This is a genomic window from Vulcanisaeta distributa JCM 11216 (assembly GCF_001315985.1).
GTDB classification, from domain to species: domain Archaea; phylum Thermoproteota; class Thermoprotei; order Thermoproteales; family Thermocladiaceae; genus Vulcanisaeta; species Vulcanisaeta distributa_E.
Genome location: NZ_BBBI01000001.1, coordinates 288,027 through 300,734 on the forward strand (window position 1 = coordinate 288,027; position 12,708 = coordinate 300,734).

The following is a 12,708-nucleotide window of genomic DNA, read 5'->3' on the forward strand; positions in this document are numbered from 1 at the left end:
TATCGTGTAATATATGATAATGTTGTTAAGCTTTATGAAGTTAATGGTTAATGGAAGTTCCATCTCGTTTTTTTCCATTATTAATGTTTTTAGGAATATCGAGGATGCAGTTAATAGTGATGTGGAGTACATGCACGTCGTGATCAGCAATAGCACGTATTATGTGAATCAAATCAACTCGTCAATAGGCGTCACCACAAATCAAGTCCCTAAATCATACATACCCAGTCTTAAAATAGTTTACGTTATCTACAGCATATTTTTGATCTTTATATTAATTCAATTACTATCAATTGTGCATTCGGCTTATGGCTTCACGAAAGGCAGGACCATAGGTCCGGCCGCTGTTGATCCGTTACCCAGGATATCGGTTATAATACCCATTAAGAATGAACCGATTGATGCAGTTGTTGAGGTTATTAAGGGGCTTCTAAATGTGGATTACCCCCCCTTAAACCTGCTTGAGGTTATCATAGTGTCTGATGATGATGAGGCTTACGTTAAGGAACTTAACAACGCCTTAGGGCTAACGCTAAAGGGAATTAACCTAGATTACAGGGTTATTAGAAGGGATAGGCCCGTTGGTTATAAGGGTGGTGCCGTTAACTACGCCGCGTCTCTAGCCACGGGAGACGTCATAACGATCCTGGACGTTGACACTAAGCTTCCTAGGGAGTACTTTAGGAGGGCCTTGGATTACTTAGCGGCTGGTTATGACGTGGTGGGAGCCCCCCCGTTCCTTGGGCTTCCTAAGGTCTCGACCAAGTTCAGTAGGGCCTTGACCATATTATTTAATGTATTGGCCATGGTTCAGGTAGTGGGTAGGGCAATGATTAGGACGAGAAGAGGCTTCTACATGCTCATAGGTAATAATTTAACTATGCTTAAGTCGACTTTCATGAAATACGGCGGTTTATGCCACTGCAAGGCTGATGATATTGACTTAGCCATTAGGGTCTTGCTAAGTAGAGGTAGGATTGGGTTAATGGATGTATACGCGGTGACCGAGGTGCCCAGCACATACTATGCATTTAGGTCGCAGACCATTAGATGGGCCACTAACGATATATGGGCCCTCAGGAAATACGCCAGAAGGGCATTATCAATGGGTTTCCTGAACTACATTGATTTAATGCTATGGTTAATTAAGTACCCAACTGCCTACATAGGCCTGGCCTTAATGGTACTATCCCTATTCATGCAGTTAATAGGTGTATTAATACCACCGCTTCCAGTATTAATATTAATGATTGCCTCAGACATTCTGGGCCTAGTCATGATAATTCAATTACTAGATATAGGCCGCAGGCTTGGTTACAATATTCTAGATACCTTCAAGGCATTAATAGTAGGTGGCTTAACAGTTTATGCACTCACATACCCACTGGTGTTTTACTTAACGAAATCAGCCATATCCGACATACCCTGGATGAGGACACCCAAGGCTTCCCGAGCTTGAGACCGGGAGAATCATTATTGAACAGTCAGTTATGTTAATAATGCTGGTGTTGGGCATAATCTTCCTATTAATGCATCGCCCATTAATATCGATCTATATGATAACCAACGCCGTATTAATACTCACAGGATATAGAATAGGCATTGTAAAGATACCCATGGCTAGGTCCGGTTGATAACGCACACACGTTAATGCACTTTTACGGCATTCTCACGGTTTTCATCACGCTAGATATTGGCATATAAAATCATAAACATGAGTTCACCAAGGCCATTTTAAATCGTGATGATTATTACGCCATCCCTTTTTTACTATGGCGTTTTTACCTTCACTGGGCTTCCCTCTTCTTGGTGATTCCCCCCCTCCAAGTCACGAGTACGCGGCCATTATTCACCAGTATTGACCTTGCAATGCCCATTAATTTCTCCATCTTCTCCTCAGGTACTAATTCAGCGTTTTTAAGGGGGGGCCAGTCTATGCCTAAACGCTCATATTTAATGCTGCAGTATTTATTGAATGCCAGTAACTCATACCTCTCGGCCGTTGGTAGGTTATCCCTTATGAACTCGGCTATGCGCCTTATGTTATCTTCGTAATCCGTATAGCCAGGTATTATTGGTGTGTGGACCCATATTGGCTTGCCTAGTTTGGCTATGTTTATTGCATTCGTCAATACCCTATCAAGCGACACACCAACATATTTGAGGTGCTTCTCTGGGTCCATTATCTTTATATCCAATATGACGAGATCCACTAATTCAATGATTGGTTTTGTATGTTCCCAGGGGAATGGTAATGCCGTTTCTATAGCCGTGTGTATGCCGAGACTCTTTAGTTTTCTCAACAGGGCTATCACGAACTTAGGCTGCATGGTTGGTTCGCCACCACTAATTGTAACACCACCACCCGATACGTCATAGAACACCTTATCCCTCATTACGACCTCCACGACCTCCTTAACCGTATAGCGCTTACCAACGACGTCTAGGGCACCCGTAGGGCAAACCTCAACGCATCTACCACATAAGTCGCACCTCGCCCTGTTTATGACTATCCTACCGCTAGGCATTGGTATGTAGGTCAATGCATTTCTCGGGCAGGCACCTATGCACTTTAATTCATAAATACATCGATTCTCGTACCAAATCAATTCCGGGTATGGCTTAATACCCTCAGGGTTTTGGCACCATGGGCAATGAAGCGGACAACCCTTTAGAAACACTACGGTCCTTATACCTGGACCATCGTGGATGGCCTCACGCTCGATATTGAATATGAGACCTGTAACTTCATCATCATTTTTAAGGAATTCATCACTTGACATAGCTCATGTCACTTCATACTCAAGCCTGGCTATTATCTCATCCTGAAGCTTCTTGGGAAGGTCAATGAAGCGCCAGGAATAACCAGTAACTTTAACCACTAGGTCCGGATACTTCTCGGGGGGGTGCTTCTGGGCATCTAGCAGTATCTCCTTACTTATTGGGTTGAACTGAACGTGCTACCCCCCCCAAGCATGAAGTACGCCAGGATTAACGATGCAAACTTTTCGAGACCCTCCTCATCCCTTATATTAGCTGGGTTAACGTTTAGTGTGAGCGATGTGCCGCTACTTACCGTGGGTATGCCTATGCGTGCAGCTGACCTTAAAACGGCCGTGAGCCCATTCATTTGCGTGCCTTCCACAGGCGCTATACCATTGGAGACAGGTTCACCAGCCTTCCTACCATCCGGCGTGGCGCCAGGTACTTACCCTCAAAGAGCTGTGACCCAGATACGGACACAAAGAGCACCCTCCATGTACCTCCCATCCAGAACTTCCTCCTCCTACCCTCCTGAACCATGACATCCGCAACCCACTGGGCTATTTCGTCAACATATGGGTCATCATTACCATACTTCGGAGCCTTCCTCCACAGCATCTGCCTAACCTCCTCAGCACCCTCAAAATTGCTCTTCAGAAGCTCCAGTAATTGCTCCATTGTTAGTAACTTATTATCAAAGACAGCCCACTTAATCGCAGCGAGTGAGTTGGCTACCGTGGCCAGTGCCTGAGCGCTTATGGTTGCGTGGTTATAACGTGCGCCTCCCCCCCAGGTCACATCCTTACCAGACTCCATACAACCCTCAATCGTTGCGCTAAACAACGGCAATGGGTAGTTCTCGGCAATCACCTTATCCTTCAACTCGGTTCTCCTCACCATGAGATCTACTGCATAGGACATCTGCTCAACAAAGGCCTTCTTTAAATCCTCGAATGACTTAAACTCCGTGGCCGGCGGCGTTGGTGCGCCCACAAGCCTCCAACCAGCGGCGCTTAGGTGTCCTCCAAATAACGTGGCCTCAAGCACCTGCGGTATCCTAACGGCCTGCCCTGAAGTATAACCATTGCTATTACCTGCGCCTGTGAGCTCAACGCATCCGACTACCGCATAGTCCCTGGCATCCTCCAGCGAGTAGCCGTCAGCCATTAAATCCTTGATTATCGTCTTATCGTTATAGAACGCTAAACCAGCCGTGGTCCTCAAAACCTCCACGGCCTTCAAGACAAAATCCTTCGGCGTTTTCTCCGGGTGTATCCTGACCGCAAGCCCATCACGCCCACAGCCCTTCAACCTCTTGAAGGCCTCAAGGAATAAGTAGCTGACGTCATTTACGGCATCCTCGCCATTCCTATCAACACCACCAATCGTAACTAGGTTCGGGCCTGCGTCAAGGAACGTCGCCAGTTACATAGGTACTCCATTATGAGCTCAAGGGCTTGATCAGGAGTGAGACGCCCAGCTTCAATGTCCTGCCTGTAGTATGGATATAGTAATTGATCAACCCTGCCAGGCCCCCCCATGATCAATTGATTACCGCCATGAGCTATTGAAATAGCGACCTGCGTAAACCATATTGCCTGTAAAGCCTCAATGAAATTACGTGGTGGATTGGCAGGGACGTGCCTCATCCTCTCCGCAATCTCAAGTAACTCCTTCCTCCTCTCCTCGTCGGTAGTCTTGCTCGCCACCTCCTCGGCAAGTTTAGCATAACGCTCAGCAAATTCAATAGCCGCCTGCGCAGAAACCTCAACAGCCCTTAGGAAGTCCTCAGCCTTCTCATATGTGTTTTTGTCAATCTTACCCTCCATGAACTCCCTCCTAAACCTCTCTAGCTGCTCTCTGGCTTGTTTTATGATACCATTAAAGCCCAACTGAAGCACCTTCCTGAGACCGATTATTGTATGTCCCTGCATTGGCACGACAGGAGCGAGTAAGTCATAAGTCGTCTGCACCGCCGCTAAAAAGGTCTCCCTCTTTTCCTTCAAAGGTTCTCCCAATAACCCGGCCTTCTCCCACTCCCTACGCATTAGAGCGCCTATTGTTCTATCCCTCCAGTAAGGCACAATCTCCTCCTTAAGCAATTTATACTCCTCCTCAGAAATCCTGGTATACCACTTCAGAGCCTCGGGCGATAAACTACCAATACCCTCAGGAAATACCTCCCTCAACTTCTCCTCACTCCTATAAAAGTAATATGGAATAAGTATTTCGTTTAAGTATATAGACATTTCAACATAAACAGGCTGGCCCAAGCCCTCCCTCTTCGATGATATGTGCCCAACAAGCACCTCCTCATCATCAATCCAAATCGGGTAATTACGGAAGGTCTCCTGAATAGCCAGGGCCGCTCGCATGGCTGGACCTATTGGCTTACCCTCAGTCTCCCTGTATACCTTCGTAACCCACTTAACCCTCTCAAGATCAACAACTATGGGACTCGATAAAATCCTCTCCTTCATTTCTGAATACGTAAAGGCACACCACCTCCCAATAACTTTGAAGTATCCATACTTATATTATAATCACAGACAACATTAAATAGCCTTCTTTTATACTTTATAAATATAGTATATATTATATTTCGTATCTATATATAAAATAATAATTAAGGCAACGATCACGAGATTTTCCATAAAGTATATTAATTTTATCTAGGATAATTGACAAATACACAATAATAGCCCTTAAGTAATGTTTTGCGTAATTTAATGTATTAGCATTAAAAATATAATTTATATATTTCATTAGAAGGGATATATTTATTTAGTTGAGGTTATTTTAATACGAAATTAATTACAATGATAATTTTAATGATGCCAGGATCAAGTGATGAGAAATTAGTTAATAAGGCTGTGAGAAAGGCATGGGCTAGGTTAATTCCCTTCTTACTTGTTGCGTTAATACTTTATAATTTTGATAAGGCTAGCTTTACATTCGCAATACCCGGTATGGAATCCGCCCAAGCCTGACTCCATTTATTGCGGGGCTGGCTGCAGGAATTTTCTTCTTTGGATATTTAACATTCTCAATACCGGGGACATACTTAACACAAAAATACGGCGTTAAAAATTACTTCCGATATGGATAGCTGGGTTTGGGATCTTCGCGACGTTAACAGGTTATGTTCAGAATGCGGTGGAGCTTTTAGTGATTAGGTACTTGGTTGGGTTCTTTGAGGGCCCATTTGCCCCAAGTATTACGTACTACATTTCTACGTGGTTCCCAAGAGAGCAAAGGGCATTGGCGATGTCCTTATACCTTCTTGGTATACCGATATCAGGCATTATTGGGTCCCCAATACAGGGCTGGCTCGTTGAGTTTTACGGTTGGAGGATCATGTTCATAGCCCTTGGCGTACCCACGATAATCCTTGGGTTATTGACGTTCTTCTACCTGACCGAGAGACCTGATAATGCAAAGTGGTTGAGCGAGAATGAGAAGAGAGCATTAATTAGTAGGTTGTTGGAGGAACGTAAGATCATCGAGGCATCTACAGGAAAGTACAGCATAGGTAAGGCTGTTAGCGACTGGAGAACTATAACCCTAACCGTATATTACTTCTTCGCAGCATTGAATTTCTCCGGTGTCTTTGTTTGGACGCCTACGATATTGGAACTAGCCAGTAAGCTTGGTCTTTACTACATTGGGTGGATCCTAGGCGGTGTATGGTTTATTGTTCTTGTTATAATGGTGCTTTGGGGGGGCAGACACTCAGATAGAACCAATGAGAGGTATAACCACGTAGGAGTTGGCGTGATACTATCCCTTATCGGCGCACTACTGGCCTACTTATTCCCCCCCGCAAATATGTTAGTGCTTACCGTAGGACTATCCCTCATAATAATGGGTACGATGATGGGTATAAGCCATTCTGGGCATTAATAACGCAACTCTTCACTGGGGGGGCGGCCTCGGCGACTGTTGTAGCGCTCGTAGATTGGGCTGGTAATGTTGGGTCCTTTGCGGGGCCAACAATATTCGGCTACCTTAATTACATGACTGGGAGTTTCGTATCGGATTATTTAATTACATTAATCTTCTACGTAATTGCCCTGGCTCTTCTATACGGCGTGAAGTACATGGCCGAGAGAGGAAAGTAGGTATTTATAACCGGCATACATTAATTGAATTGCTTTGTCTGTTGGCATTAGTTTTAAATATGACTTGTTTCTGATAACGGTTTTGGTCATTGATGGAGTATAAGTGGGTTGTGTTGACTAATACGACGCTTGGAGTGATTATGTCTTCAATTAACATGTACATTGTCCTAATATCGCTGCCCACGATTTTTAGGGGGATTGAATGTTAACCCATTCCTACCTGGGGGAGTTTGATTACCTGCTTTGGGTTCTCATGGGCTACAGCATAGTCCTCGCCAGTGTCCTAGTTACCTTCGGCAGGATCTCGGACTTATTTGGCAGGACTAGGCTCTACACACTCGGCTTTATAATATTCGCAGTAGCCTCGGTACTGCTCTCATTAATACCGAGTGATTCAGGTAATTTCGGTGCATTGTTACTGATAGGGTTTAGGGTTGTCCAGGCAATTGGTGGTGGTTTCATTATGGTTAATAGCACGGCATTACTGACCGATGCCTTCCCACCAGGCGAGAGGGGGGGTAGGGCCCTTGGCTTGAACCAGGCCTCCTTCATAATTGGCTCCTTCCTTGGAATAATACTGGGCGGCCTACTCTCAAACTATGACTGGCACCTCCTATTCCTCGTTAACGTGCCCTTCGCAATAGCCGGCGCTGTGGTCCATATTTAAGCTAAGGAGGGTTGATAGGGGAAGTGCGAGGGTGAGGATTGATTACTGGGGTAACTTGACGCTCGCCCTCGGCCTCGTGTTAGTAACCCTGGGCTTCACATACGCACTGATGCCCTATGGAAACTCGGAGATGGGTTGGACGAACCCACTGGTCATAGCCTCCTTCATAGCCGGTGCAGCATTAATAATCGCATTCATACCCATAGAGCTTAGGCAGGAGGAACCACTCTTCAAACTATCACTGTTTAGGGTTAGGCCCTTCACCTACGGTGTGATGGCCCTCTTCCTATCATCACTGGCCAGGGGGCGCCATAATGTTCCTAATAACAATATGGCTACAGGGCATATACCTACCGCTCCACGGCTTTAGTTATACGGAGACCCCGTTCTGGGCCGGCATATACATGTTGCCCATGCTCGTGGGCACCGTGGTAATGGCGCCAATCGGTGGTTCGCTCACGGATAAGTACGGCGCGAGGATCATAGCTACCGTGGGCATGGTAATAATAGCCATATCGCTCTACCTACTCACGCTACTCCCCCCCTACAACTTCAACCTAGTCGAGTTCGAGTCAATACTATTCCTTAACGGTGTTGGCAATGGCCTATTTGCCTCACCAAACACCGCATCGATCATGAACGCCCTGCCACCAAGGGATAGGGGGGGTGCGGGTAATGGTATGAGGCAGACCCTGAGTAATGTTGGTTCTACGATAAGCATGGCCATGTTCTTCACAATAGCCATGAGCGTTTTCTCCCAGTACGTGCCAATTAGGATCCACAATATTGCCCTAAGTTATGGGCTACCCACAGGCATAGCCGATGCACTGGCCAGCATACCAGCATCTAGCCTACTTTTTGCGACATTCCTCGGTATGGACCCCCCCGCATCGGTGCTGCCCAACTCAACAGTCAATAACCTACCAGCAAGTGTGGTGAGGCTCCTGGACAGCAATACATTCCTACCCAGCGTCCTTGGACCACCATTCATGATGGGCCTCAGGTTCTCGCTGTACATATCCATAGTCTTCGTGGCCATAGGCGCCGTGTTGTCATACATGAGGGGGGGTGGTAGGTACGTTTATGAGGAGAGCATAAGGGAGGGCGCATACGCATCGTAGTAATGCATCACCACTAACTTATCAAGCTCAATCCATGTCATAGACCTGACAGTTTTTGCCCTGAGCCTTAGTGCTCTACCTTATCTATGCCGTTATTTATTTGCCAGATAGAGAATATTTTACGATATAGATAAACCCGCCAGCAATGGGAAGTAAGGACTTAATCAATGAGGTGCTGGCCCTAAAGCGTGAGAGGAATGCCGTAATACTCGCCCACAACTACATGGACTACGACGTACAGGTCGTTGCTGACTTCATCGGTGACTCATACGACTTGGCGCTAAAGGCCATGGAGACGAATGCCGAGGTCATAGTCTTCGCAGGCGTCAGGTTCATGGCCGAGCAAGCCAAGGCGCTTAATTACGATAGGGTTGTCCTAGCACCAGACCCTGGCGCTGGTTGTACAATAGCCGATGCCCTTGACGTAGACACATTAAGGCGGGTTAAGGAGGAGTATCCCAGCGTCCCCCCCGTGGTTCTTTACGTTAATAGTAATGCGGATGTTAAGGCGTTGGCCGATTATATCGTTACGTCATCGACAGCCATTAAGGTCATTAGGAGATTGAGTAGTGACGTGGTTATCTTCGGCCCCGACTCTAACCTGGCTGACTACGTTGCTTACATGACTGGTAAGCGTATAATTAAGGTGCCTCCCAACGGTAAGTGCGTAGTTCATGCAAACTACACGGTCGATGTGGTGAGGGAGGTTAGGACTAAGTATCCAGGGGGCTAGGGTGATGATACATCCAGAGGCGCCCCCCCTTAATGTGTTGAGGCTGGCCGATTTCGTGGGGGGGTCCACGAACCAGATGATTGAGTATGCCAGGAATAGTGGTTATGATGAATTCGTGGTTGGTACGGAAATAGGCATGCTAAATGCCCTGAGGATTAAGGTGCCTAATAAGACGTTTTACCCATTAACGACGGGCCCAAATGCTAGGTGCCCATTCATGGCGATGATAACCCTCGATAAGGTCTATAGGTCGCTCCTGGACATAGTTCATAAAGTTGAAATACCGAAATCCACCGCCGACGCCATAAGGGAGGCCTTCGAAAGGACTCGAAAACTCCTTGAGGGGTGAGGTTGTTGATATACATAATCGGTAGCGGCATCGCTGGGTTGTCGGCCGCAATTGCCCTTAGGAGGGCTGGCTATGACGTTACCGTAATAACTAAGGAATTACATGGGGGTTCGAGCTACGTATCTAAGGGCGGCATAGCTGCTGCCACGGCAATTGATGACTCACCGCAAATGCATGCGGAGGATACGCTTAGGGTTGGTGATGGGCTTTGCGATGTGGAAGCCGTTAGATACTTTACAAGTGAGGCGCCCGTCATTATTGAGGAATTGATAAGGATGGACTTTGAATTTGACAATGACTTAAGGCTTGAGGGCGGTCATTCCAGGAGGAGGGTTCATCATAAGACCGACGAGACTGGGAGGGTATTGACCGAGTTCCTGCTTAAGGAAGCCATTAAACTCAGCGTGAATATTGTTGAAGACGAGTTGGTGGCACTGCAGGTAAGAGATGGGGGTGATTAAGGGTTTCGTGACGAGGGAGCGGGGTCTTATCAGTAATGTGGATTACCTAGTGTTGGCGATGGGTGGTTATGCGTATTTATGGCAATACACATCAAATCCATCAACGAATACTGGTGATGGGGTAGCCATAGCCCTTAGGGCTGGGGCTGTGGCTTCGGATATGGAGTTCGTTCAATTTCACCCAACCATAACCACCCTGGGCGGTGAGACTATGCTCTTAACCGAGACCTTGAGGGGGGGTGAGGGCGCCAGGATTGTTAATGAGCTTGGCGAGAGGTTTGCGTTTAAGTATCATGAACGTGGTGAGTTGGCTCCGAGGGACGTACTATCCAGGGCAATATACATGGAATTGATGAGGGGGGTCATAGGGTGTACATGGATTTAAGTGGTATTGAGGATTTTGAGGGGGGGAAATTCCCTGGCGTCAGTGATTTCCTGGGGGGGAGGCACGGATTAAGTAATAAGGATAGGGTGCCTATTTACCAGGTGCGCATTTCACAATTGGTGGGCTTAGGGTTAATGTTAGGGGGGGTGAGACGAACATCAAGGGCCTTTACGCAATTGGTGAGGTAGCCGATACAGGCCTGCATGGAGCCAATAGACTAGCCAGTAATTCACTGCTTGAGGCCCTGGTAATGGGGGGGTTTAACCTACCCAGGTACCTGGGTGAGCCTTGGGTTGGACCGAGGCTTGACGATGGCTTGCTAGTGACTTTAAAGCTTAGGGATAATGGGCCTTTAATGAGTATTGATGAGGTTAGGAGGGTTAATTGGGAGTACGTGGGCATACTTAGGAGCGGTGAGGGTTTGAGGAAGGCCGTGGACCTTTACGAACGAGTAAACATGGCCGTCAGTACTAGGGAGTCCAACGCCGCCTTGGTCTCTTACCTAACGGCATATGCCGCCCTACTCAGGACAGAGTCCAGGGGGGGAACTCACTATAGGGTTGATTACCCAGTTAAGGACATTAATTGGCAGAGGAGGATTTACTTCAGGGTGTCCCCCCCATGATTGAGGAGCTCTACATAAACAAGCTTCTTAACTACCTTGAGGAGGACGCGTATCCAGAGGATATAACCAGTAAGTTCCTTGAGGGCATTAGGGCCAGGGGGGGCATTGTTAAGTCTAGGGATGAGGGGGTAATCGCCGGGCTTAGGTTCATAACCCCCCCATTCCTCAAATACCTCGGTTTCGAGGTAATTACGCACAAGCGCGATGGTGAGGCACTACGTAAGGGTGACATTATAATGGAGATAATTGGTGACGCGGGCAGGTTATTAACGGTTGAACGATTAACCCTGAATTTCCTCTCAAGGCTTTCAGGTATTGCCACTGCCACGAGCACCATGGTTAGGTTGGCTAGGTCCGTTAACCCAACGGTTAGGGTTGCCGGTACGAGAAAGACAACGCCCGGGTTCAGGGCATTTGAGAAGTATGCGATAGAGGTTGGTGGTGGCGACCCACATAGGTTTAACCTGGCTGATGCAGTGTTGATTAAGGATAATCACGTATTAATTTACGGAGACCTTGAGAAGCTCATCAGGCTGATTAAGGAGAGGACAAGCTTTACCAAGAAGATTGAGGTTGAGGTGTCTACGTATGAGGACGCAATCAAGGCCTATAGGGCCGGTGCCGATGCCATACTGCTCGATAATATGAGACCCAGCGATATAATGCCAATAGTCAATGAGTTGAGGGGGGGAAGGTAATACTCGAGGCAAGCGGCGGAATAACACCTGACAACGTGATTGAATACGCAAGGACGGGCGTTGACGTGATATCCAGCGGTTACATAACGCATAGTGCCCGATCTCTTGATCTAACAATGGATGCGGAGAGAGCTTAAACTAGACGACCATGCCTACCCCCCCAGACTGAACATAGTGACCTTAACCGGGACGCCAACCCCTCCTGGAATCACCTAATCACCTCAGGATTGAGTGATTCACCCGCTGAGCTAAACTTCCTAATCCTTAGGTTATACCTACCTATGTCCTTTACGGTGCCCATGATTAGTCCGTAAGCCGTTGGTGCAAAGGTAAAGTTAGTAGCCCTCAACTCCTCCAGTAACCTAAGCGTGTCCTCAGGGGGGAGAATGACCTGTCTAGGAATACGACGGGTTTACCAAACATCAATGGGTCTATGATACCGTAATAAGGCCACCCCAGGGGGGGTCTGCACTGTTTCAAATCACGTCACTCTCCTCAAGACCAATGCCGCACTTCATATAATGGTATTCAGAAGCCATGTTGGTCGAACTTTCTGTTTCTTTTTGGTTATTCTCGTGTAGTATGTTTTAAATGGGCCTTAAAATAATGCCTGCCATGATATGGGCATCACCAATAAGCGGAGCACTGGGTGGGTATTGACCCTACTGCCGTATAGCGTCGCCATCGGCCCGCTGAGCACCTTGATAACCCTTGAAATCGCCTCATTAATGGGTGGCCCGGTGGATGTTGGTTACGCCATGGCCGCGGCTCTGCCACCGGAATAA

General features: G+C 47.1%; 12 protein-coding genes and 4 pseudogenes. 12 read left to right on the forward strand and 4 right to left on the reverse strand.

The genetic code is table 11. The annotated features are described in order from the left end of the window. The first annotated feature begins 19 nt into the window (after window positions 1–19). On the forward strand, window positions 20–1,459 hold the full coding sequence (locus JCM11216_RS01665; RefSeq protein WP_243674788.1) for a glycosyltransferase family 2 protein: 1,440 nt from the start codon (window positions 20–22) through the stop codon (window positions 1,457–1,459). Between the two features lie 328 nt (window positions 1,460–1,787). Here JCM11216_RS01665 and JCM11216_RS01670 read toward each other — a convergent pair whose 3' ends face one another. The 3 genes and pseudogenes from JCM11216_RS01670 to JCM11216_RS15040 all read right to left on the reverse strand — a co-directional run bounded on the left by JCM11216_RS01670 (window position 1,788) and on the right by JCM11216_RS15040 (window position 5,243). After that, a complete protein-coding gene (locus JCM11216_RS01670; protein ID WP_054853099.1) occupies window positions 1,788–2,783 on the reverse strand; it encodes a glycyl-radical enzyme activating protein in 996 nt (331 codons plus the stop codon). 155 nt (window positions 2,784–2,938) lie between these two features. After that, window positions 2,939–3,145 carry a glycine radical domain-containing protein gene (locus JCM11216_RS01675; RefSeq protein WP_243674789.1) on the reverse strand — a complete coding sequence of 69 codons (207 nt, stop codon included), beginning with the start codon at window positions 3,143–3,145 and terminating at the stop codon, window positions 2,939–2,941. A gap of 5 nt (window positions 3,146–3,150) precedes the next feature. Then, window positions 3,151–5,243 (reverse strand): annotated as a pseudogene (locus tag JCM11216_RS15040) (hypothetical protein). A 351-nt stretch (window positions 5,244–5,594) separates the two neighbouring features. On the opposite strand from JCM11216_RS15040, the gene JCM11216_RS15045 reads away from it, so the two are divergent. The 10 genes and pseudogenes from JCM11216_RS15045 to nadC all read left to right on the forward strand — a co-directional run bounded on the left by JCM11216_RS15045 (window position 5,595) and on the right by nadC (window position 12,060). Further along, on the forward strand, window positions 5,595–5,753 hold the full coding sequence (locus tag JCM11216_RS15045) for a hypothetical protein (RefSeq protein WP_243674790.1): 159 nt from the start codon (window positions 5,595–5,597) through the stop codon (window positions 5,751–5,753). Between the two features lie 166 nt (window positions 5,754–5,919). Next, on the forward strand, window positions 5,920–6,666 hold the full coding sequence (locus tag JCM11216_RS01690; protein WP_243674791.1) for an MFS transporter: 747 nt from the start codon (window positions 5,920–5,922) through the stop codon (window positions 6,664–6,666). A 420-nt stretch (window positions 6,667–7,086) separates the two neighbouring features. Beyond that, window positions 7,087–7,551 (forward strand): MFS transporter, encoded by a 465-nt coding sequence (locus tag JCM11216_RS15050; protein WP_243674792.1) that lies wholly within the window; start codon window positions 7,087–7,089, stop codon window positions 7,549–7,551. 31 nt (window positions 7,552–7,582) lie between these two features. After that, window positions 7,583–7,921 (forward strand): hypothetical protein, encoded by a 339-nt coding sequence (locus tag JCM11216_RS15055; protein ID WP_243674793.1) that lies wholly within the window; start codon window positions 7,583–7,585, stop codon window positions 7,919–7,921. Next, a complete protein-coding gene (locus JCM11216_RS15060) occupies window positions 7,866–8,672 on the forward strand; it encodes an MFS transporter (RefSeq protein ID WP_243674794.1) in 807 nt (268 codons plus the stop codon). The genes JCM11216_RS15055 and JCM11216_RS15060 overlap by 56 nt, the downstream gene beginning before the upstream one ends. Window positions 8,673–8,895: 223 nt before the next feature. Beyond that, window positions 8,896–9,754 (forward strand): annotated as a pseudogene (gene nadA, locus JCM11216_RS01700) (quinolinate synthase NadA). Further along, window positions 9,751–10,600: pseudogene (locus JCM11216_RS15065) on the forward strand (FAD-dependent oxidoreductase). Before nadA ends, JCM11216_RS15065 begins: the two co-directional pseudogenes overlap by 4 nt. Beyond that, window positions 10,585–10,788 carry a hypothetical protein gene (locus JCM11216_RS15070; protein ID WP_243674795.1) on the forward strand — a complete coding sequence of 68 codons (204 nt, stop codon included), beginning with the start codon at window positions 10,585–10,587 and terminating at the stop codon, window positions 10,786–10,788. Before JCM11216_RS15065 ends, JCM11216_RS15070 begins: the two are co-directional and overlap by 16 nt. Next, the gene (locus JCM11216_RS15075; RefSeq protein ID WP_243674838.1) at window positions 10,716–11,225 is read left to right on the forward strand and encodes an FAD-binding protein; all 510 of its coding nucleotides are present in this window, start codon (window positions 10,716–10,718) and stop codon (window positions 11,223–11,225) included. Before JCM11216_RS15070 ends, JCM11216_RS15075 begins: the two co-directional genes overlap by 73 nt. Beyond that, window positions 11,222–12,060: pseudogene (gene nadC, locus JCM11216_RS01710) on the forward strand (carboxylating nicotinate-nucleotide diphosphorylase). Before JCM11216_RS15075 ends, nadC begins: the two are co-directional and overlap by 4 nt. Before the next feature lie 71 nt (window positions 12,061–12,131). On the opposite strand, the gene JCM11216_RS15080 reads toward nadC, so the two are convergent. Then, window positions 12,132–12,272 (reverse strand): hypothetical protein, encoded by a 141-nt coding sequence (locus tag JCM11216_RS15080; protein WP_243674796.1) that lies wholly within the window; start codon window positions 12,270–12,272, stop codon window positions 12,132–12,134. 271 nt (window positions 12,273–12,543) lie between these two features. Between JCM11216_RS15080 and JCM11216_RS15085 the strand changes: the two genes are divergently transcribed. Further along, a complete protein-coding gene (locus JCM11216_RS15085) occupies window positions 12,544–12,708 on the forward strand; it encodes a hypothetical protein (RefSeq protein WP_243674797.1) in 165 nt (54 codons plus the stop codon).

What these genes read in the sequence shown, in the direction of transcription:
- JCM11216_RS01665 (WP_243674788.1), top strand. Translation starts at nt 20, where the DNA reads ATGTTGTTAAGCTTTATGAAGTTAATGGTTAATGGAAGTTCCATCTCG.
- JCM11216_RS01670 (WP_054853099.1), bottom strand. Translation starts at nt 2,783, where the DNA reads ATGTCAAGTGATGAATTCCTTAAAAATGATGATGAAGTTACAGGTCTC.
- JCM11216_RS15045 (WP_243674790.1), top strand. Translation starts at nt 5,595, where the DNA reads ATGATGCCAGGATCAAGTGATGAGAAATTAGTTAATAAGGCTGTGAGA.
- JCM11216_RS15050 (WP_243674792.1), top strand. Translation starts at nt 7,087, where the DNA reads ATGTTAACCCATTCCTACCTGGGGGAGTTTGATTACCTGCTTTGGGTT.
- JCM11216_RS15060 (WP_243674794.1), top strand. Translation starts at nt 7,866, where the DNA reads ATGTTCCTAATAACAATATGGCTACAGGGCATATACCTACCGCTCCAC.
- JCM11216_RS15085 (WP_243674797.1), top strand. Translation starts at nt 12,544, where the DNA reads ATGGGCATCACCAATAAGCGGAGCACTGGGTGGGTATTGACCCTACTG.